This is a genomic window from Rhizobium sullae (genome assembly GCF_025200715.1).
In the GTDB taxonomy this organism is placed as follows: domain Bacteria; phylum Pseudomonadota; class Alphaproteobacteria; order Rhizobiales; family Rhizobiaceae; genus Rhizobium; species Rhizobium sullae.
On sequence record NZ_CP104144.1, the window covers coordinates 2,505,653 to 2,524,982 of the forward strand.

16 protein-coding genes and 2 pseudogenes are annotated in these 19,330 nt (G+C 61.1%); 8 read left to right on the forward strand and 10 right to left on the reverse strand.

The annotated features are described in order from the left end of the window. Positions 1-48: 48 nt before the first annotated feature. The 4 genes from N2599_RS32900 to N2599_RS32915 form a co-directional block, all read right to left on the reverse strand. A complete protein-coding gene (locus N2599_RS32900) occupies positions 49-1,539 on the reverse strand; it encodes a cyclic nucleotide-binding domain-containing protein (protein WP_027513236.1) in 1,491 nt (496 codons plus the stop codon). A gap of 158 nt (positions 1,540-1,697) precedes the next feature. Further along, positions 1,698-2,105, reverse strand: a complete 408-nt coding sequence (locus N2599_RS32905) for a cupin domain-containing protein (RefSeq protein ID WP_027513235.1) — start codon at positions 2,103-2,105, stop codon at positions 1,698-1,700. A gap of 75 nt (positions 2,106-2,180) precedes the next feature. Next, a complete protein-coding gene (locus tag N2599_RS32910) occupies positions 2,181-2,936 on the reverse strand; it encodes an SDR family oxidoreductase (protein ID WP_027513234.1) in 756 nt (251 codons plus the stop codon). Between the two features lie 72 nt (positions 2,937-3,008). Continuing rightward, the gene (locus N2599_RS32915; RefSeq protein WP_037143805.1) at positions 3,009-3,782 is read right to left on the reverse strand and encodes an alpha/beta fold hydrolase; all 774 of its coding nucleotides are present in this window, start codon (positions 3,780-3,782) and stop codon (positions 3,009-3,011) included. A 280-nt stretch (positions 3,783-4,062) separates the two neighbouring features. Between N2599_RS32915 and N2599_RS32920 the strand changes: the two are divergent. Further along, positions 4,063-4,284, forward strand: a pseudogene (locus N2599_RS32920) (lipase); the annotation flags it as partial. A gap of 290 nt (positions 4,285-4,574) precedes the next feature. On the opposite strand, the gene N2599_RS32925 reads toward N2599_RS32920, so the two are convergent. After that, on the reverse strand, positions 4,575-5,225 hold the full coding sequence (locus tag N2599_RS32925; protein WP_037143803.1) for a response regulator transcription factor: 651 nt from the start codon (positions 5,223-5,225) through the stop codon (positions 4,575-4,577). A 302-nt stretch (positions 5,226-5,527) separates the two neighbouring features. Between N2599_RS32925 and N2599_RS38035 the strand changes: the two genes are divergently transcribed. The 3 genes from N2599_RS38035 (at position 5,528) to N2599_RS32935 (ending at position 6,844) form a co-directional block, all read left to right on the forward strand. Beyond that, positions 5,528-5,725, forward strand: a complete 198-nt coding sequence (locus tag N2599_RS38035) for a TetR/AcrR family transcriptional regulator C-terminal domain-containing protein (RefSeq protein WP_027513229.1) — start codon at positions 5,528-5,530, stop codon at positions 5,723-5,725. A 320-nt stretch (positions 5,726-6,045) separates the two neighbouring features. Continuing rightward, on the forward strand, positions 6,046-6,426 hold the full coding sequence (locus N2599_RS32930; protein ID WP_027513227.1) for a VOC family protein: 381 nt from the start codon (positions 6,046-6,048) through the stop codon (positions 6,424-6,426). A gap of 199 nt (positions 6,427-6,625) precedes the next feature. After that, entirely contained in the window at positions 6,626-6,844 is a 219-nt protein-coding gene (locus N2599_RS32935) for a hypothetical protein (protein WP_027513226.1), read from the forward strand. Positions 6,845-6,873: 29 nt separating this feature from the next. Here the strand turns inward: N2599_RS32935 and N2599_RS32940 are convergent, their stop codons facing one another. The 5 genes from N2599_RS32940 to N2599_RS32960 all read right to left on the reverse strand — a co-directional run bounded on the left by N2599_RS32940 (position 6,874) and on the right by N2599_RS32960 (position 14,351). Further along, positions 6,874-7,572: a DUF2161 domain-containing phosphodiesterase gene (locus tag N2599_RS32940; RefSeq protein WP_037143820.1), complete on the reverse strand. Its 699-nt coding sequence runs from the start codon at positions 7,570-7,572 to the stop codon at positions 6,874-6,876. A 105-nt stretch (positions 7,573-7,677) separates the two neighbouring features. Further along, complete coding sequence (locus tag N2599_RS32945; RefSeq protein WP_027513225.1) at positions 7,678-8,589, reverse strand: agmatinase; 912 nt, start codon at positions 8,587-8,589, stop codon at positions 7,678-7,680. Between the two features lie 296 nt (positions 8,590-8,885). Next, positions 8,886-12,155 carry an error-prone DNA polymerase gene (locus N2599_RS32950; protein WP_027513224.1) on the reverse strand — a complete coding sequence of 1,090 codons (3,270 nt, stop codon included), beginning with the start codon at positions 12,153-12,155 and terminating at the stop codon, positions 8,886-8,888. Then, the gene (locus N2599_RS32955; protein WP_027513223.1) at positions 12,152-13,675 is read right to left on the reverse strand and encodes a Y-family DNA polymerase; all 1,524 of its coding nucleotides are present in this window, start codon (positions 13,673-13,675) and stop codon (positions 12,152-12,154) included. Before N2599_RS32955 ends, N2599_RS32950 begins: the two co-directional genes overlap by 4 nt. Next, a complete protein-coding gene (locus N2599_RS32960) occupies positions 13,590-14,351 on the reverse strand; it encodes an ImuA family protein (RefSeq protein ID WP_027513222.1) in 762 nt (253 codons plus the stop codon). The genes N2599_RS32955 and N2599_RS32960 overlap by 86 nt, the downstream gene beginning before the upstream one ends. A 246-nt stretch (positions 14,352-14,597) precedes the next feature. On the opposite strand from N2599_RS32960, the gene dinB reads away from it, so the two are divergent. The 4 genes and pseudogenes from dinB to N2599_RS32980 all read left to right on the forward strand — a co-directional run bounded on the left by dinB (position 14,598) and on the right by N2599_RS32980 (position 19,301). Continuing rightward, positions 14,598-15,734 (forward strand): DNA polymerase IV, encoded by a 1,137-nt coding sequence (gene dinB / locus N2599_RS32965; RefSeq protein WP_027513221.1) that lies wholly within the window; start codon positions 14,598-14,600, stop codon positions 15,732-15,734. A 206-nt stretch (positions 15,735-15,940) separates the two neighbouring features. Continuing rightward, a pseudogene (locus N2599_RS32970) lies at positions 15,941-16,211 on the forward strand (FAD-dependent monooxygenase); the annotation flags it as partial. Positions 16,212-16,281: 70 nt separating this feature from the next. Beyond that, positions 16,282-18,237 (forward strand): SARP family transcriptional regulator, encoded by a 1,956-nt coding sequence (locus N2599_RS32975; RefSeq protein WP_027513219.1) that lies wholly within the window; start codon positions 16,282-16,284, stop codon positions 18,235-18,237. A gap of 41 nt (positions 18,238-18,278) precedes the next feature. Next, positions 18,279-19,301: a phosphatase PAP2 family protein gene (locus N2599_RS32980; RefSeq protein WP_027513218.1), complete on the forward strand. Its 1,023-nt coding sequence runs from the start codon at positions 18,279-18,281 to the stop codon at positions 19,299-19,301. Positions 19,302-19,330 lie beyond the last annotated feature (29 nt).

Genomic DNA, 19,330 nt, shown 5'->3' on the forward strand with positions numbered 1-19,330 from the left:
CCGCAGCAACGATCAACTCCCTCAAGAAGCATCCTGGCACAGGAGATGTCAGTTGCGGAAGATCGCCCGTATTGCCTTAAGGAGCGCGCGGGCGCTCCGCTCCTGCCCTGTTGCGGGTAGGGGCAGATGACGGACGTCATCGGCACGGGCGGCGAGCGTTGTAGCTATCTTCTCTGCTATCGCCGGACGGGCCTCGAGCAGCGGCGCGAAGCTCTGCTGATCGATCTCGTAGACAGTGACAGGAGTGAGCGCCTGCAGCGTGCAAACCTCGCCCATTCCCGCAAGCAGGCCCGTCTCGCCGAAGAAGTCTCCGGGCGAAAGACGTCTCTGTTCCTGCTCGTCGTTCCGCATTGCGACGATCCCGGCACGAATAATCATCAGCGAGGGCAGCGTTTGACCCTGATGAGCGATGATCTCACCCTTCTGAAACTCGCGGACCGCACTTGATTGTGCCAGGAGTTCCTTCTCGGACTTCGTCAGGTGTGAGAAAACCGGAATCGCTTCAATGAGGCTAAGCGGCGTGATCTCAGGCGGCCTGGCGCCCTCCTCCGTCGGCAGTTCGTTCATAAACGCGATTGCCGACGGTGGCATCGCCAACAGCAGTCCGGCGGATTTGCATTGGCGATAAAACAGATCGATCACCTCGTTTCGGGCTTGCGTCCGCAGCGACGGGCTCGTCACCCGAAACAGCAGCTCGATTTCCAGGGCGACAGCGTCCACGCCCTTCAGCGCCACCTGTGGAGGCGGCTCCTTGACGATCGAATTGCAGCCGGCCAAAACCGACTGCATAACGTCTTCAATGATGGAGGGCATTCTGGTCGGTGCGACGCGGACGGTCATTCTGAGGAGATGCGTTTCATCGGGTTGGCTGATGTTCGTCAATCCGAGTTTGGCAAGCACGCCGTTGGGCAGAACGACGACATTGTTTGCCACGGTGAGAACGTGTGTCGACCGCCATGTGCTGGCAATGACGCGTCCCTCCGTTCCGTCCGCAAGGAGAATCCAATCGCCCAAAGAGTAGGTGCGCCCGAGCGTGAGGGCGATGCCCGAGAAGACGTCACCGAGGGTGTTTTGGAGCGCCAGACCGAGGACGATAGCAATCACGCCGGATGTAGCAACCAGCGTTCCGATCGGAACGCCGAACACGAAGGCGAGAGCCGATAGCATTACGCACAGATAGACCAGTCCGACGACGATATCCTGCAGAAGGCGGGCTTCGCGCGGCCTTCCTTCAAGAACGAGATAGATGCGGACGAAGCCGATGATGGCCCATGCCAGATGAAGCCACCACAGCAGTTTCGCCACGATGACGAAGATCGCTCGAGTGTCTTCAAATCGATAGTCTTGAAATCGGCCGGGCGAAATATCGCTCTCGATAAGAGCCGCGGTCATCGCGGCAAAGAAGGCGATCTGCACGACCAGCCGGAGGTTCGCACGTCGAGGCGAGAGCAGATACCATACGACTATTCCAGCCAGCCCGAGGAGGATGAGCCAGGCGAGAGGATCGCTCGCGAGTTTATCAAGATGTCCCTGTAGCATGATGACCATCTCTTGGCGTGGGTGGCACGGCCGAAGTGGCACTGTAGGGCCTACGCCGCTTCGACATGACCAGCAAGCGTCAGCTCCGCATAGTTCACGCGCGGCGCGGCAACGTTTCCTTTTGCCTGGCGTTCATGCGCTTTCTCCTTGTGTTGAACTCATTTCTCGTAGGTCGCCAGGTTGGTCTCGTTCGCGTCGAGGACGAACACGGCAAGCAAGCGAGCACGCTCCGTCGTGCTGGCATTTTCGCTGACGCTGTGGCGGTCACCCGGAAATTCCGACCAGCTCTCGCCGGTCTTATAGGTGACCACCGGCCCGTCATTGACCTGGCTCCGGATCGCCCCTTCGAGAACCGTCGCGTAGATGAAGGCGGAGTTCGGATGCGTATGAGCAGGCGAAGTGCCGCCTGGCTCGTATTCGACGAGTACGCCCTTGATGCTCTTGCCGGGCACGTTTGGAAGCGGCTGGTCGTAGACGACCTTTACGTTTGCCGCCTCATCATTAGCCATTGCTGCGGTCACGGAAGCGGCGGCTAGCGTCACCGCGTACAGGAGTGCCTTGATCATTTTCATCTCCATGTCTGGCCAACGGTTTTCGATCCGACGGATCGGTGAACCGAGAGGATCTTCGTTTGGAACTGACTATTTCTGTTGTGTGGAATGGCTGAGCCATTCTTCGAAGCGGATTGCCCCGAGACGGGCTCCCTCGTCCGGAACGAGCGTCCGATCGTCGATCTCCACCTCGAAATAGCGGGCATGCGGATCGACCACGATGTTGCGCGGGTCGTTCGTCGCTTTCAAAAAGCGCGTGACGAATTCGCTGAGAGGTGCCCGCTCCGGACCGGCGATTTCGATCATGCCGTTCAAGGGCTCTGCCAGGGCCACGTCGGCCATGGCATCGGCGACATTATCGGCTGCAATCGGCTGCAGGGCGCCCGGCGACAGTCGAACAGTCGTCCCCGTGGTTCCGGATTGGGCGATGGCGCCTATGAATTCGTAGAACTGCGTGGCGTGAACGATCGTGTAGGGAATTCCGGAGCTCCTGATCAGCTTCTCCTGAGCCATCTTGCCGCGGAAATAGCCCATTTCCTGCAGCCGCTCGGTGCCGACGACGGACAGTGCGACGTGATGACGAACGCCTGCTGCCTTTTCAGCTGCGAAGAGATTACGCCCGGATGTCTCGAAAAACTCCAGAGCGGCCTTTTCCTCGAATGACGGCGAGTTCGCCAGATCGACGACCACTTGCGCGCCGGCAAGAGCCTCGGCCAGACCTTCACCGGTTATGGTGTTGACGCCTGAATTCGGCGATGCGGCCAGGACTTCATGGCCTTTCTTACGCAGCCTCTCCACGGTCTTAGACCCGATCAGCCCGGTGCCACCGATGACGACGATTTTCATGTCGTTTCTCCTGTTTTGCGTTCCGATATTGCGTTGCTGACGGAATGCCGGCCCTTGCGGCCGGCCAGATATTCACTTTGCCGATGCGGCTTCCTCGATGAGCGAGGCGACCGCGTCGGGATGTGAAACCATGATCGCGTGGGATGCTCCCTCGACGACCACTGCCTTCACCGCATGTGCGCGCTTCGCCATGAAGCTCATCATAGTCGGCGGGATATTGCGATCCTCCGAACCGTAGACCATGTAGGAAGGAAGCTTCTTCCACGAGGCGACGCCCGAAGGTTCGGCAAGGGCGGCCTGCGTCACGGGCCGCTGGGTCGCCGCCATCAGCTTGGCCTGATCTTCGGAAACATCTGCGGCGAACTGGACACGGAACTTATCCGGCTGGATGTAAAGATCCTGGCCCCCATCCGGCAGGGCGATCGTAGCGATCGCGCCCGCCAACGTACTGCCTGGGAACTTCTCCGAGAGCGTAAGGCTGGATTCGCCGGTCTCCGGCGCAAAGGCGGCGACGTAGACCAGAGCTTTCACATTGGCGTTGCCGTTGGCAGCCTCGGTGATGACCGGCCCGCCATAGGAATGGCCTACCAGCACGACCGGTCCGGAGATCGAACGGACGATGGCGGAGACTGTCGCCGCATCTCCGGCAACGCTGCGAAGCGGATTGGCCGCTGCGATGGCCGTGTAGCCGTCTCGCTTCAATTCGCTAATGACGTCGTTCCAGCTCGAAGACTCCGCGAAAGCCCCGTGCACAAGCACGATCGTCGGCTTCGTTTGCGGATCCGCCGGCTGCGCGAGCGCGCTGCCTGATACGCCAATTGCTGCGGCGAGCGCCAGGGCTCTCATGATATCTCGCACTTGCTTTCTCCCTTGTGGTCGTTGGATCTATGCCGAGGAGAATGCGTCAGTCCGGCGCGCTAGCCTATCGAACGGAAGCGTTGGCCATCCGATGCCGAAGTACAGGTCGGATATACTAGGTGATTGGCAATCCTCATCGAAACGAGCCTGAGGTTGCGATTTCCGGCACGGGCTGGGTTCGACGTGCGTGCAGATAGCCGACGAGCGCCAGGTGTGGGCACATGGCGGCCGGAGCGACAGCCCGCGCAAGTGAGGACGCTCCTAACCGTTGATTGTCAATGAGAACGCCGTCCGGCGCGACGAAGGCGAAGCCTATGGGCGCAAGCTGGCGCAGGCCGGCGGCCGCGTCACTTCGCTCAGGTACAACGGCACGATCCACGATTCCGTGATGTTGAATCCGATCGCACAAATTCCGGCCATGCGTGCGGCAGTCGGCCATGCAATCGGCTATCTACGCCACGTGTTTGCCGCCGCTGACCGACGTCTTTGACCATCAGGCGGGAGGCAGTCCAGTGTGTATCTCATGGGACCACCTCCTGTCGCCTGGACTCAATACGGCCTGAGAGGCCGCAGGCCAGAAACACATGCAATCAAGGCATCTGCTCCGTCAGATTCAGGACGGAAACCGGCAGCGAGAATAGGAACTGCGCGCCGCCGTCGTCGTCAACGACCGCAATGACGGGCGACTCGAACAAATAGATGGTCTTTGTTGCTGCTGCGCCCCCAGGCCGGCTCCCTAAGGTCTCGCTGAATCCGCTCAACATCGTAACCATACAAAGTCTATGGTTGAGGCTTTTCGCGAAGGTCTGCGGGCAGAGCGTCCCAGGCGCGGATGAGCTCCCCCACTGAAATCGTCCGCATCTTGCGCATTACATTGCTGCGGTGGAGCTTGACAGTGATCTCGCTGATGCCGAGTTCGAAGGCGATCTGCTTGTTGAGCCGGCCGTGCACGACTTCGCGCAGGACCTGCCGTTCGCGAGGCGTCAGGGTCGCGAACCGCTCGACGTGCTGCTTAACCGTCTGGGCTTGTGCCCGCTGTGCGACATCCCGCTCGATACCGGCTATCACTGCATCGAGCAAAGTCTGGTCGCGAACCGGCTTTGTGAGGAAGTCGATGGCTCCAGCCTTCATCGCTTGCACCGACATGGGAATGTCGCCATGGCCAGTGAGGAAGATGATGGGCTTTGCGTTTCCCCTTGAAGCGAGTTGATGTTGAAGGTCGAGACCACTCGATCCGGGCATGCGAACGTCGAGCACCAGGCAGCCTGGCCGCTCGGGAAACTCCGATTCCAGCAATTCGCGCGGCGAGGCGTAACAGCTGACGTCGAGACCAACGGACAGCATGAGCTCCTGAAGCGACATCCGCACCTCATCGTCGTCATCGACGACCAGGACCAACGGGCGATCCGTATCAGCGGCGGGCGCGGTCATGGGAATACCTCCACGGACGATTGGACGGCGAGACCCGAGCCCCTGAGTGGCGCGGACCGGCCCTAGCCCGATGATGCAATTGGCACCAATCTGGCACGCGGCAAATTGTGCCAAACGGATCAGGTAGATACAATACGCTACGTAGCGTGGTCAACTGGTAGCATTGGTTCGCGGCACAGGTGCCGTGTGCCTGAACCTCGCGGAGAAGGATTGTTGGCGATCGATAGTAAGAAAGGGCGGGGGAGCGTGCGAAGGAGCGCCGCCACTTCCGTCGCGATTACCTGGGGCTGAGCAGGCTCTTTGTGCGCTTGCAGGAGGACTCACTTATCGTTAGCGGCGATGCAGGATCGCTTGCTCGACAGTTTCACGGCATGATCCTCACGGAACTCCAAATGGGACGTCTTCTCTTCAATCAGCCGATGCCAACTGACGCACAGTTGTCCAAACACGTCGATAACGCGATCGATATCCTGATGGTCGGTATTGAAAAGGTTAAGTAATTAGGTGCGAGATTATCATTCGCCGGCGGCGGTTATGCCGCTGTCGATTTAGGCCGAAAAGACTCCGTCCAGAGGGTGAGGCGGGCGAACAGGTTGGAGATTTGGCGATACGTACCGATCGGGCCAATATAGGTCCGTTCGCGCGTTTCTACAAACGTCTCCTCGACGGCGGCAAAAGTCGATCGCGCCATCGCTGCGTTCTTAAGGTGGTCATTTCGGGTGTGTTGAACATCCGCGTCACCTCGTCAGTCTTCTGGACGATTTTCGGCAAATGCGTCTATTCTCTGGACATGAATTGAACGACCGATGGAGGGACTGACATGCACTATTCCCGCCTGTGTGCTTTGCTGATCGATTGTAAGATGCCTGACGTCGATGCCGCCGCTGGCTTTTGGGCTGAGGCACTGGGTCGCCCAGTAGACCTCAACCACCCGGGTAGCCGCGACAGCTACCGAATGCTGGCGACGCCGCCCGATGAACCCATCGTGCAAATCCAGCAGGTGGACCACGAGAGCCGTGTCCATATAGACATTGAGACCGATGACATTCCCGCGGAAGTCGCGCGCCTTGAGAAGCTTGGAGCAAAAGTCGTGAACCGGCTGGAGCGCTGGGTGGTGATGCAAGCCCCCACTGGCCAACGCTTCTGCGTCGTGCGTGTACAGCGCCCTGGTTTTCCGAAGAATGCCAATCTGTGGGATTAGGGCGACACCCGATCTTTCCCGTTCCTTGGGCATCATCTCAAGATGGGGTGACCATAGCCGAGTCGCCTTTCAATGCGGCGACAGGCTCTTTTCGGGAAACCGACTGTGTGCATCCCTCGCCTTGAACGGAAGCGAACCGCAGAGGGCGTCGGACACGCGCTCCACGCGGCGGCGATTGAGATTGGCAAGGTTCGGATGAATGTCCGACGCGATCCGTGCCCTGATCGACCGCATCGCGCTCACGCCCGGCCCGAAGCGCGGCGAGATCGCCGCGACGCTGCATGGCGACCTCGGCACTATCCTCGAATGGGCGGGCCAAAAACAGAACACTCCCGGCCGGGCTGGCGCAGGAGTGTCGGTATCAGTGGTTGCGGGGGCAGGATTTGATCCCACAGTCTTAAGCGGACTCGAACGATAGACTATGTTTTCGATTCGGGGGCATAAGGTCTATTGTTGAGCGAAAGTAAGGCCGGGTTGGCTATTGATCGGCCTGCAGTCCGGCTGCGGCCATCGCTGGAGTGCTTCCCGTCCAGCGTCTGTCAAGCCGTAGACGCCTCTGTCGAGCCGTTCGAACCAGCCGTAGACATTCGAAAGCAAAATCTTCCCGGCATCCGGTACGCTGGATCTGATTTCACGCACGCGCAACGGTCCTGACGCCAGTGCTGCTGCGCAGCCGAGTGCCTGCTGGCGGTACGCCGTCATAACTGGCGCGCGTGTGCTCCCACCTAGTGCTGGATCACCGCGCCGTCTCTGGTGTTCGCGCATGAGCTTCGAACGCCGTTTCGGATTGCTTCGCGGCATCGGCGATACGGAACCGACAATAATGCCGACATCGCCGGCATCGGAAATGCCGAGCATGCCGATGCCGAGCCTGCGGCATAGGTCACGGTACCGTTTGTCGGCCTCCCGTCCTTTGCCCTTGGCTGAAACCCTGGCGGCGATCCATACCTCATCTGAAACGGCAGCCCGGTCGACGGCCTGCAGTATGAGCTCCAGATTGAAGCTCAGTTTTAACTCGCAGATTACGACAACAGGCGGATCGTCAATACTGAGGCCGACAATGTCGCAGCCGCCAACTTCGCCCTTGACGATATAACCTGCCTTCTCGAGAAAGCCTTTGACGGGCAAGTAAAGCGAAGTTTCCATATGCCGGCAGACCGAAGCAGCGATTCGTTCCATACGAATACATCGATCCGCCCGTGCGGGATAGCGCATCGATATTCAGGTTAGCGCTGCGACAGGAACCCGATTTCAAATCTGCCGGACAATGGCGCCGATCGCGTTGACGAGAAGGCGCGCGGCGATGAGCGCCGACAGGCCGTCGATATCGGCGGGAGGATAGAGCTCGACAAGGTCGAATCCTGCGATCCTGGCGCGCCTGCCAAGGCCTGCGATCAGGTCGATCACCTGCGTGTAGGTGAGGCCGCCGGGCGTACGCGCCGCCACGCCCGGCATGATGCTGGGATCGAGGCCGTCGCAATCAAGAGTGACCACGACCCGCGCTCCTTCCGGAATATGCCGGAGAGCGGCTTCGACGCCTTGGGCGTGAATCTCGCGGGCCGTCACGAAGCGGCTGCCATAATGCCGCGCCGCTTCGATGTCGGCAACGCGCGCGCTGCCGACGCTACGCAGACCGACTTGCACGATTCCAACGACATGCGGCATCTCGCTTGCCCGGCGCATCGGGCTCGAATAGCCGTAGCGTTCGCCATGCAACTCGTCGCGCCAGTCGATATGGGCGTCGATCTGCAGGATCCAGACCGGCCCGTGATCTGCAAAGCCGGCGAGGAAGGGAATGGGCACGGAATCGTCGCCACCGAGGAGGATCGGTACGGCCGGCAATGTCAGGACCTCGCGCGTTTTCGCCTCGATCCGGGCCTGGTTGCCGGCATTGTCATGCATGGTGGTCGGGATATCGCCGGCGTCGATGCAGCAGGCCGGCTTGCCGTCGAACAGCGAGCCGGCGAGATCGAAATCCCAGTGGTCGACGAGCGCGGCATCGTCCTGGCTTGCCGCGCGGATGGCGTCGGCGGCCAAGGCGTAGCCGCTGCTGTCCTTGCCGCGATAGGTGCTGCCGTGACCGGCTCCGAAGATCACGGCACGCGGCCTGCGGCCGTCGGCGAGGCGATCGGGAAAGCCGAGAAAAGGAGGCGAGATGGTCATTTCTTGATGGTCTCGATGATGGTCTCGATGATGGTCTAGCTGAAACGTCGGTGTTGAGGGCGCAGGAAACTCACGGTCCGAACGGCCGCCCGGCTGAAGCCGGGACCGCTTCCCAGTAGTCGACACGTAAGCATGATGACGGCAAGCGATTTTTCCGTGAAGATCGCGTAAGATTCAAAATTGTCCGCCGATCTCGCATAAACCTCGAACAGTCACCGCTCTACCGGTGCTGCCTTTTCTCTGCGGGCGCCATCTACATCGCCTTGATGGAATTCGAACCAGGCCTCTCTTTGCCCTCACCGGAAATCCCGCGTCTTCACCTTGATCGCGTCGAGATGCATATAAGGATCCACGATATCCCTCGGACGCAGCCCCTTCGACAACCCGCGTGGATCGGGTCTCGGCGCACCATGATGAAACTCGTCGCCACGCCCATGCGGCAACGGAAATGCCATGTCCCGATCGCCAACGCTTGCGAGTTCCGCTGACAGATCGGTCAGCCGGTGGGCGACCAGATGCACGACGTCCCCTTCCCGCTGGATGCGGCCATAGACGCCGATCATCCCGGCGCCGAGAACGATCTTGCGATACTTCTCGAACACTTTCACCCAGACGACGAGATTGGCGATGCCGGTCTCGTCTTCAAGCGTGATGAACATGACACCCTTGGCGGAGCCCGGCCGCTGGCGGACGAGAACAAGGCCGGCGGCCTCCAGCCACTTGCCGTCGCGCGCCTGCATCGCTTCTGAGCAAGTGACGATACGCCGGCGGTTGAGATCGGCACGCAGGAACGACAGCGGATGGCTCCGCAGTGTCAGCCCGACATGACCATAATCCTCGACCACCTCGCCGCCTGCCGTCATCGGCCTGAGCGCCACGATCGGCTCATCGATCTCCACCACGGTCGCGTTCTCCCGAGCCGATGCGGCGGCAAACAGTGGCAGCGGCTCGTCGCGCAGCGCTTTGATCGCCCAGAGCGCCTCGCGCCGGGCAAGTTTCAGCGAAGGCTGAAACGCATCCGCTTCGGCAAGCTGAACCAGAGAGGCTGCCGGCACCGCAGCGCGGCGCCAGAGATCATCGACCGAGACGAAGGGCTGGCCGGCGCGTGCGGTGATGATCGCCGCGGCGTCGGCATTGGCAAGACCCTTGACCATGCGTAGCCCCAGCCGTACGGCAAACCGGTCTTCGTCATCCGTCGGCTCCAGCGTGCAATCCCAGCGGCTCAAGTTGACGCAGGCGGGGCGCACCTCGACGCCGTGATTGCGGGCATCGCGAACAATCTGGGCCGGTGCGTAAAAACCCATCGGCTGGGCATTGAGGAGAGCGGCGCAGAAAACGTCGGGATGCCAGCATTTCAGCCAGGAGGACGCGTAGGCGATCAACGCGAAGGAGGCCGCGTGGCTTTCCGGAAATCCGTAGCTGCCGAAGCCTTCGAGCTGTTTGAACGTCTTTACCGCAAATTCCGGCTCATAGCCGTTTGCCACCATGCCGGCGATCAGTTTTTGCCCGAATTTCGATACCCCACCGGTATGCTTGAAGGTCGCCATGGCGCGGCGCAACTGATCGGCCTCTCCCGGCGTGAAACCGGCGCATTCAATCGCCACGCGCATTGCCTGCTCCTGGAAGAGCGGCACACCGAGCGTCTTGCCGAGCACCTTTTCCAGTTCGGGCTTGGGATAATCCACCTTCTCCTTGCCCTCACGGCGACGAAGATAGGGATGCACCATGTCGCCCTGGATCGGGCCGGGGCGGACGATCGCCACCTCGATGACGAGGTCATAGAAGGTGCGTGGCTTGATCCGCGGCAGCATCGACATCTGCGCCCGGCTTTCGATCTGGAAAGTGCCAAGTGTGTCGGCCTTTCTGATCATCGCATAGGTGCGTGGATCCTCCGCCGGGATGGTCGCCAGATCGACAGTGATGCCCTTATGCTCGGCAAGCAGATTGAAGCCGCGCTTCATGCAGGAGAGCATGCCGAGCGCCAGGCAGTCGACCTTCATGAATTTCAAGATGTCGATGTCGTCCTTGTCCCATTCGATCACCTGGCGGTCGACCATCGCCGCCGGCTCGATCGGCACGAGTTCATCGAGGCGGTCACGGGTAAGCACGAAGCCGCCGGGATGCTGCGAGAGATGGCGCGGAGCGCCCATCAGTTGCCGGGCGAGATCCAGTGTCAGGCGCAGGCGCCGGTCGCCAAGGTTCAGATTGAGATCCTCGGCATGCCTGGCACCGACATCCTCGCCCCAGCCCCAGACCTGCGATGACAGCATCTTCGTCATATCCTCCGGCAGGCCTAACGCCTTGCCGACGTCGCGGACAGCCCCCTTCGAGCGATAGCGGATGACGGTCGAACACAAAGCAGCATGGTCGCGACCATAGGTGTCGAACACCCATTGCATGACGATCTCGCGCCGTTCGTGCTCGAAATCGACGTCGATATCGGGCGGCTCGCGGCGCTGTTCCGAAACGAAGCGCTCGAACAGCAGGTCGTTGCGGTCCGGGTCGATTGAGGTAACGCCAAGCACATAACAGACAGCGGAATTGGCAGCCGATCCCCTGCCCTGACAGAGAATGTCCTTTGAGCGAGCAAAGCGGACGATCGAGTTCACCGTCAGGAAGTATGGTGCGTATTCGAGCTTCTCGATCAGTCGCAGCTCGTGCTCGAGGTTCCCCCGCACCTTGTCCGGCAGACCTTCGGGATAACGCTCAGCCGCCCCTTCCCAGGTGAGCTGCTCCAGCGTCTGCTGCGGTGTCAGTTCCGGATGCGAGCGTTCCTCCGGATATTGATAGGCGAGTTCATCGAGCGAGAAACGGCAGCGCTCCATGATTTCGATGGTGCGGGCAAGCGCCTCCGGATAGCGGTTAAAGAGCCGCGCCATTTCTTCCGGTGGTTTTAGATAGCGATCGGAATGCCGTTCACGCCTAAAGCCGGCATCATCAATGGTGATGTTGTGGCGGATGCAGGTGACGACATCCTGCAGGATGCGTCGCTCGGGATCGTGAAACAGCACGTCATTGGTCACCACCGTCGGCACCCGCGCCGCCGCCGCCATGTTCGACAGTTCGTGCAGACGCAGTTGATCGTTCGGCCTTCGGCGCAGCGTCAGTGCCAGATAGGCGCGATCACCGAAGGCCTCGCGCAGGCGACGCAGGTTGAGAGCGCAGGTCTCATCGGCGTGGTCCGGGATGAAGACGGCAATCAGCCCCTCGCCATAGGCGACGAGATCTGCCCAATCGAGGCGGCATTTCGCCTTGCCGGCGCGTTTCTTGCCGAGCGACAGCAAACGGCAGAGCCGCGCATAGGTCGGCCGGTCAGTCGGATAGACAAGCACCGACAGACCGTCGGTGAGATCAAGGCGACAGCCGACGATCAGCCGGACGCCGGTATCCCTGGCCGCCTGATGAGCGCGGACGATACCGGCGAGCGAATTGCGATCGACGATCGCCAAGGCCTCAATGCCGAGTCCGGCCGCCCGCGCGAACAGTTCCTCGCAGGAGGACGCTCCGCGCAGGAACGAAAAGTGCGAGGTGACCTGCAGTTCGGCATATCGTTCAGTTGCCGTCATCCGAATATCCCATGGAGGAACCATTTGTGGCTGCCGGTTTCGCTGTGCTCACCGTCACCGGCGCGAAAGATCCAGTAGCGCTCGCCGGCATCGTCCTCGATCTGGAAATAGTCCCGGACCGCGACCAGTTCAGCATCCCTCTTCCACCATTCGCCGAAGACACGCTCGGGGCCATCGGCACGCTTGACGCGGCGTCGCGTGCCACGCCAGGTGAAACTGACTGGCGGATGATCGGGCAACAGCGCCATCGTCTCGATCGGCTCGGGATGCAAAAGCAGCCGGGCCGGTCGCGCCCAGTGATCCGGCCAGGTCTCGCCATTGTCCGGGGTCATCGGCGCCACGCGGGTAACGGAACGCTCGGGCACATCGCTGGCAACCGGCGCGAAACGATAGAGCCGCCTCTCGCCGATGCGGTTGCCAAGGATGTCGATCAACCCGGAAACATCGGCTTCCGGTTCCTCGACCAGCGACGAGATCACCTGCCGCGCGACGAGCGGTTCGGCATGGGTCGCCGTCAGCGACATGATCTCGATGCCGAAGCCGGGTTCGATGGTCTCGATCCGGTCGGTGAGCAACCGCGTCAGCCGCTTGACGTCGCGAATCGGCGTCGCGGTTCCGGCCCGGATGGCCTGATAGGAGCTGTCGACGCGGTGGAACAAGAGATCGACGCGGCGGGCGCCGAGACCTTTTTCCTCGAGCGCGTGACAGAGCTGGTCGACGAGCTTGGCGGTATAGCGCGCGATTGTCTCGGCCGCGGCGATCGGCTCGCCAAAAGCACGGCGGACCTCGACCAGCTCCGGCGTGCGCACCGGATCGATCGGCTCGGCGATCCGTCCCATCGCCTGATCGAGACGGCGGCCGAGTTCCGGCCCGAAGCGAAGGGCCAGCGGGGCGCGCGGCTGGCTCGTAAGTTCGCCGACCGTGTTGAAGCCGAGAACCCGAAGACCATCGACGATGGCTGGGTCGACCCGCAGCGCGGCGATCGGCAGATCTCGGATGACGTCAGCCTGCGTACCCGGCGGAACGACAAGCGTCGGGTTGGCCCGGAATCGCGCACTGGCATGGGCGGCACCCCAGGTGTCTGCGACTGCCGCGCGTGCGGCAATGCCCGAGGCGAAGAAGCGGTTGACCATGCCCGACAGCATCAGCTCCTCGCCGCCATGCAGGTGATCGGCGCCGGTCGTGTCGATCACCAGACTGTCAGGCGGATCGGCGGCAACGATCGGCGCATAGCGTTGCAGCGCCCAAAGCGCCAGACGTTCGAGCGCCTCGGTGTCGGCGGCCGGATCCGCATCCATGACGACGAGGCCGGTCACCAGTGCCTGCGCCTTGGTTGCCGGCATCCCGATCCGCAAGCCGGCCGCGCGTGCTGCCTGATCGACGGCCAGCACGAGGCGCCGCCTCTGCTGGCGGCCGATTAGGACGAGCGGCGTCTCAGGCGGAGGCGCGGCGTCGCCCAATCTCCGTCTGAGGCGATCCGTGGACCACATCGGAAGGAAGAGCGATACGACCCTTGGCATCTGGGGCCTCCACTTCAAAATCAGCACTTTCACCGGCGCGACAGCGGATAAGTTCAAGCAGCCAGCGGGCGCGGCCGACGCCTGGAACCGGCAAGGGAGAAGACGGCAACACCGAGACGCGCCAGCGTGTAACCGATGCGGTCGGTTGCCCGAAGTCGGAAGCCTCGGTCTGCCGCCGCCAGCGGCGGATGGCGATGCCGATCGTGCCTGAACTTTCGGCGGCAAGCTGCAGCCGGCGGGACGCTGTTATCGAAAGCCGTGCCAGTTCGCCGACGACAGCGCCAAGCCCGCCATGGCGCAGTCCCTCCTCAATGCAGGAGAGTAGTGCCTTCTCGTCACCCGCTTCGACATAGATGACCCGCCCAGGCAGCAGGCCCACCTGGGCAAGTGCCGGTGCGAAGAGGTCCGGCCGTGTGACGCACCAGAGCACCTTGCCCTTGGTACGCGCCGCGATCCCGGCGGCAAACAGTGCTGCCGCGGCGCCATCGATCGCGCCATTGCCGCCGCCAGCAACCTCATGCAGCGCACCCAGCGCCAGCCCGCCTCCCGGCAGCCGGCGGTCGATCGCCGGAACGGCGAATGGAAGTGTCGCCCGACCACGAACCACCCCGCCCTCCAGCCGCTCGATGCGTTCGCGCAGCTCGGCGATGATAGTGTTGACGGCGCGGTCACGCATGCGAAATGGCACCTCCTCGGGCTTGCAACGGTAGAAACTGCTGCTATGTTCCCTATTTGTTCTTAAACCGAACAGGAGTCAATCAACCCTCGAGCGACTCTTCTGGGTTGAGCACGATCCCATCCGCAAATTTCGATGGGCGGCAGAGAGGGTGGTCGTTCACGATGCCAGGATCGTTCGCTCACTGCTGCTCAATCCCGGCGCAGGTTCGGATAAGATGGATAGCCGTAAAGTGAAAGGAAATACATGTTGATCGCGCGGGAGCCGGAAGGCGATGGCAGGAGCGGAGCCGACGCGGTTCCCTCCCCTGCCGGCGGCGTGCGCAAGATTCTGCATGTGGACATGGACGCGTTCTATGCCTCGGTCGAGCAGCGCGATAATCCGGCGCTCCGCGGCAAACCGGTCGCCGTCGGCTATCCGGAGGCGCGGGGCGTGGTCGCCGCCGCCAGTTACGAGGCACGCAAATTCGGTGTCCATTCGGCGATGCCCTCGGTGACCGCCAGGCGCAAATGTCCAGAGCTGATCTTCGTGCCACACCGCTTCGACGTCTACCGGGCGGTATCGGAGCAGATTCATGCGATCTTTTCCGATTACACGCACCTGATCGAACCGCTGTCGCTCGACGAAGCCTATCTCGACGTCACCGAAAACCTCAAGGGCATGGAGTTCGCAACCGAGATCGCCGAGCAAATCCGCGCCAGGATCAGGGCCGAGACCGGGCTTACAGCATCGGCCGGTGTTTCGTACAACAAATTCCTCGCCAAGATGGCCTCCGACCAGCGCAAGCCCGACGGATTGTTTGTCATCACGCCGAAGCAGGGTCCAGCCTTCGTCGAGGCCCTGCCCGTCAAGAAGTTCCACGGTGTCGGACCCGCGACAGCTGAGAAGATGCTGAGGCTCGGGATTGAGACCGGCGCCGATCTGAAAGCCCGCGATCGCGCCTTCCTGCAGCAGCAGTTCGGGAAATCGGGGCCATATTTCTACTGGATCGCCCGCGGTATCGACGAGCGCGAGGTCAAGCCGGATCGCGTCCGCAAATCCATCGGCGCCGAGGATACCTTTCGGGAGGATATTCATGATGTGGAGGCCGCCAGCGCCGCCCTGCAGCCATTGATCGACAAGGTCTGGCGCTATTGCGAGACCAACGGCATTCGCGGCAAGACCGTGACGCTGAAGGTGAAGTGGGGAGATTTCACGCAGATCACCAGGAGCAAGACCGCAGCCGTACCGGCTACGAGCGCGGCCGAAATCGCTGCCATTGTGGAGCTGTTGCTGTTGCCGATGTTTCCTGTTCCAAAAGGAATCCGACTGCTGGGCGTGACCCTCTCGTCCCTCGACCATGATGATGAGAAAGACGAACCGCAGCTCGCATTTGCTTTATGAACCGCATCGCCAGAATCCATTTTCTCTCACCCGTACTATTTTCAGACTGAAGCTTTATCGCGCATCTCCATACTGTCGCACAACCGTGGTAGATTTCGGCCAGCCAATGGCGGAAGGCGGGTGTGCGCGGCCTTTTCGCGCCCACCATCGAAGCCTTCTACCGCCGCGGGCCGCATTGCGCTCGAGAACTTCTATGAAGACGTCGAGGAAAGGGCTTAACCTTAGGGCTTGAGACGCAATGGACCTGGGATGGAAGCTGGCTGCCACGATCCGCGGCGATGCGCCGGTTGGTCTGCTCGACAGCTATGTGAGCGAACGGCATCCAGTGGAAGCACAGGTCCTTGACCGGTCGCACGCGCAGGTCGCACTCATGCGGCCAAGCGGGGTTCACGCGCGCTTGAAGCCATCATCCGCGATCTAATCGACGGGCGTGACGGAGCGACCTATTTCGCCGAGCGCGTCTGGGGGGTGTCTCTCCTTTGACGCTGCTTTGACGGCGGGGTGCTACGGCCGGTTTGCGAAATTACCCAGAGGAATTCAGCCGGTTATGCTTCAGTTCGACCATCGCCAAAGCGTCAATATGCCTTTCGGAATCCCAATTTCCCTTCCCGGTGGCTTGCCAGGCGCCGCAATTATGGCAGACTGGTTTGCGGATGCTAGGTCTTCGGGCTGCCAAACGAGCGCGTCGGAGGCAACGGGGGCGGGGCCTGTGGATCGCATGGACAAGGAGCAAAATCCGTTTCGGATGTTCCTGCTCGGGCCTTTTGCCCTTGTGGACGCTGGAGGGCGGCCGGTTACTCCGAAATCCAAAAAAGCCCAGGCTCTTCTGGCGATGCTTGCGTTGTCCGCTCGAGGCTCGCGCTCGAGAATCTGGCTTAGGGACAAGCTGTGGAGCGATCGCTCCGACGACCAGGCGGCAGCTAGTCTGCGCCAGGCCCTTTTGGACATTCATAAGACTTTGGGAGCGGCACGTGATCTTTTGATCGCGGACAAGAATACCGTTTGGCTGGATATGGATCGACTCGTACTCGACACCGACCTGGTGGTTCGGATGGAGCGGTCGGCCGACCAAATCACCGACGAATTGCTCGAAGGTATCGACATCCGCGATCCGGAGTTCGAGGACTGGTTGGCGCTGGAACGGCAGAACTGGTATCGCCGGCTCGATGAAGGACAAGTCCACGATGTATTCGAGCCGCGACAGCAGCCGAGCCGCGATATCGCCAAACATTCCGCCCTGCTGCCATTAACAGGCGCCCCGGATAGGCCGAGACAAGGCAAAGCCCTGGAAATCGCCAGCAGCAACTCATATCGGGGGCCAGGCGACGGTGGCTGGCAATGGATCATGGCCCTTCAGTCCCCCATCGTGGTGGGTGCCGGAGAGGGCGGACAAATTGCTGCGACACGGTTCCAAAACCTCATTGCAAAAGCCATCATCGATGGACTGGGCATTGGCGTCACCGACCTCTCCTTCACCTTGCCGGATATTGAACAGCGCGAACAGCAGATCAGCCTTCCGATATTTCTACAGCTTCGCCTGACGTTTGACGGTGACATGGTGCTGATCGAACTGGTGATGAAGCACCTGATCAACAACCGTATTCATTGGCTGGGCAGTCAGGCAATCAGCCGCACGCAGTTTGAGCGAGGCGAGTTCGGTACCGCTGCTGCGTTGATCAGCCAGACCGTTGATCAGCTGGCCTATTTCCAGGAGACTCAGGCAAACGATGGCCGACTGTCGCAAGACGGCCTCCTGATCGACGCCGTCAATGCGATCTTTCGGCTGTCCCGCGGCGATTTAGATAACGCGGAGCGGCGCCTGGAAGAACAGATCCAGTATCAGCCGCGGTCATCGACGTTTGCCTGGCTGTCATTCATTCGAACTTTCCAGGTCGGCCAACGTTTCAACGCGCTCGACGCGCATCTGATCGAGGAAGCCCAGGTCTATGCGCGCAAGGCGCTGGAGCTCGATCCGCAGAATTCCGTGTCGCTCGCGCTCGTCGGCCACGTCCATTCGTTCCTGTTCGGCGAATATGACTACGCGGCTAACCTGTTCGAAAAATCAATCCGCCTGAACCCGGCTCTGCCGCTCAGCTGGGATCTCTACGCCATGCTTCATTGCTATGCAGGCCAGCCCGATAAAGCCGTGGCCATGGCGCGTTGGGTACAAGAGCTCGGCGTCTACAGCCCACATAGATACTACTTCGATACGACCAAATGCATTGCAGCAGCGCTTGCAGGCGATCATGCCGCAGCCATAGCTGCAGGTGAAGAAGCCCTGCGGTCACGGCCGAACTTCAACAGCCTGCTGCGCTATCTTGCCTCCAGTCATGCCCATTCCGGCGATCTCGGCGGCGCGCGCCATTACCTGCAGCGTCTTGAGGTGGTCGAGGGCGGCTTCTCCATCAATGCCCTACGCGGCAGCGGCTATCCGCTGCTCAACACAGGCGGCGGCCAGATCTTGATCGACGGCCTGCTCAAGGCAGGCGCCAAGCTGCGCTGAACCCAGGACAATTCTTCATATCATCGCGCAAGGAGGCTGCAATGGAAGCGGAGACTATCCAGGAATCGCAATCAAAAATTGTTTTATTTCTAAACAGATATAAATTCAGGATTGAGCCGGATACGGTCCTTCCGTGCGAGCCCAGGGACGATGCCAGCGCTGATCCTCTCGCCGGTGCATCGCAGGCTGCGCCTGATGCAGCCTCCGCACCTGCGCTTTTCCTCGGCACGGATGAGGATGCATCGCCCCTGGCCGGACCCATGATGGCGACGATGGCCGTCGCCTCGGTCCTCAACAAGAGCGTGGCGAACAAGTCGGTGCTCAACAAGGCGTCGCTGAACAAAAACAAAAACAAAAATAAGAATAAGAATAAGTCGCCCATGGACGGCGCCAGCCCCGGCGTGTCGCAGCTTATCCCCTACTTCGAGCTGCGCAGGCTGCACCAGCAGCCGTCACGCAACGCCTATACCGCGGCGCGGCGCTTCACTTGGGAAGTGCTGGATATACTTCCGCCACCCGGCCCGGATTATACCCGTCTCGAGACGACGGTACTGCTCTCCATGCAACGCCGTGACCGCGAACGTGTGCGGCGCCTGCCCGATATCCAAATCGAGTCGACGATCTCCGTGGCGGAATTCACCCGCGTATTGCATATCGAGGATCTCAGCGGTTTTGAGCAGACGGAAGGCCTTTTCCAGGCGGTCCTGACGGCCTGCGAATATGTCGGGCTGATCTACAAGAGCCAGTTCAACCGGCTGCGGCCAAATCAGTTCGAGCCCATGCTGCGGCCGTTGCTGGCCGTGCCGGTCCACGCGTCCTATCCCAGCAACCACTCGTTCCAGTGCTTTTCGATCGCCTTCGCGTTCTCGACGATCCTGCCGGAACATCCGGCCACCGACGAGCTAGCCCGCATCGCCCAGAACGTCGCCGAGAACCGTGAATGGGCTGGCCTCCACTATCCCAGCGACACGCAGGCGGGGCGAGATCTCGCCCGACGCTTCGCTCCCTACCTCCACGACGCGTTCGGTCCTCTATTCCAGGCCGTACACGACGAATGGGTCTGAATTCGCCAGTTGCACAACAGGGATCATGA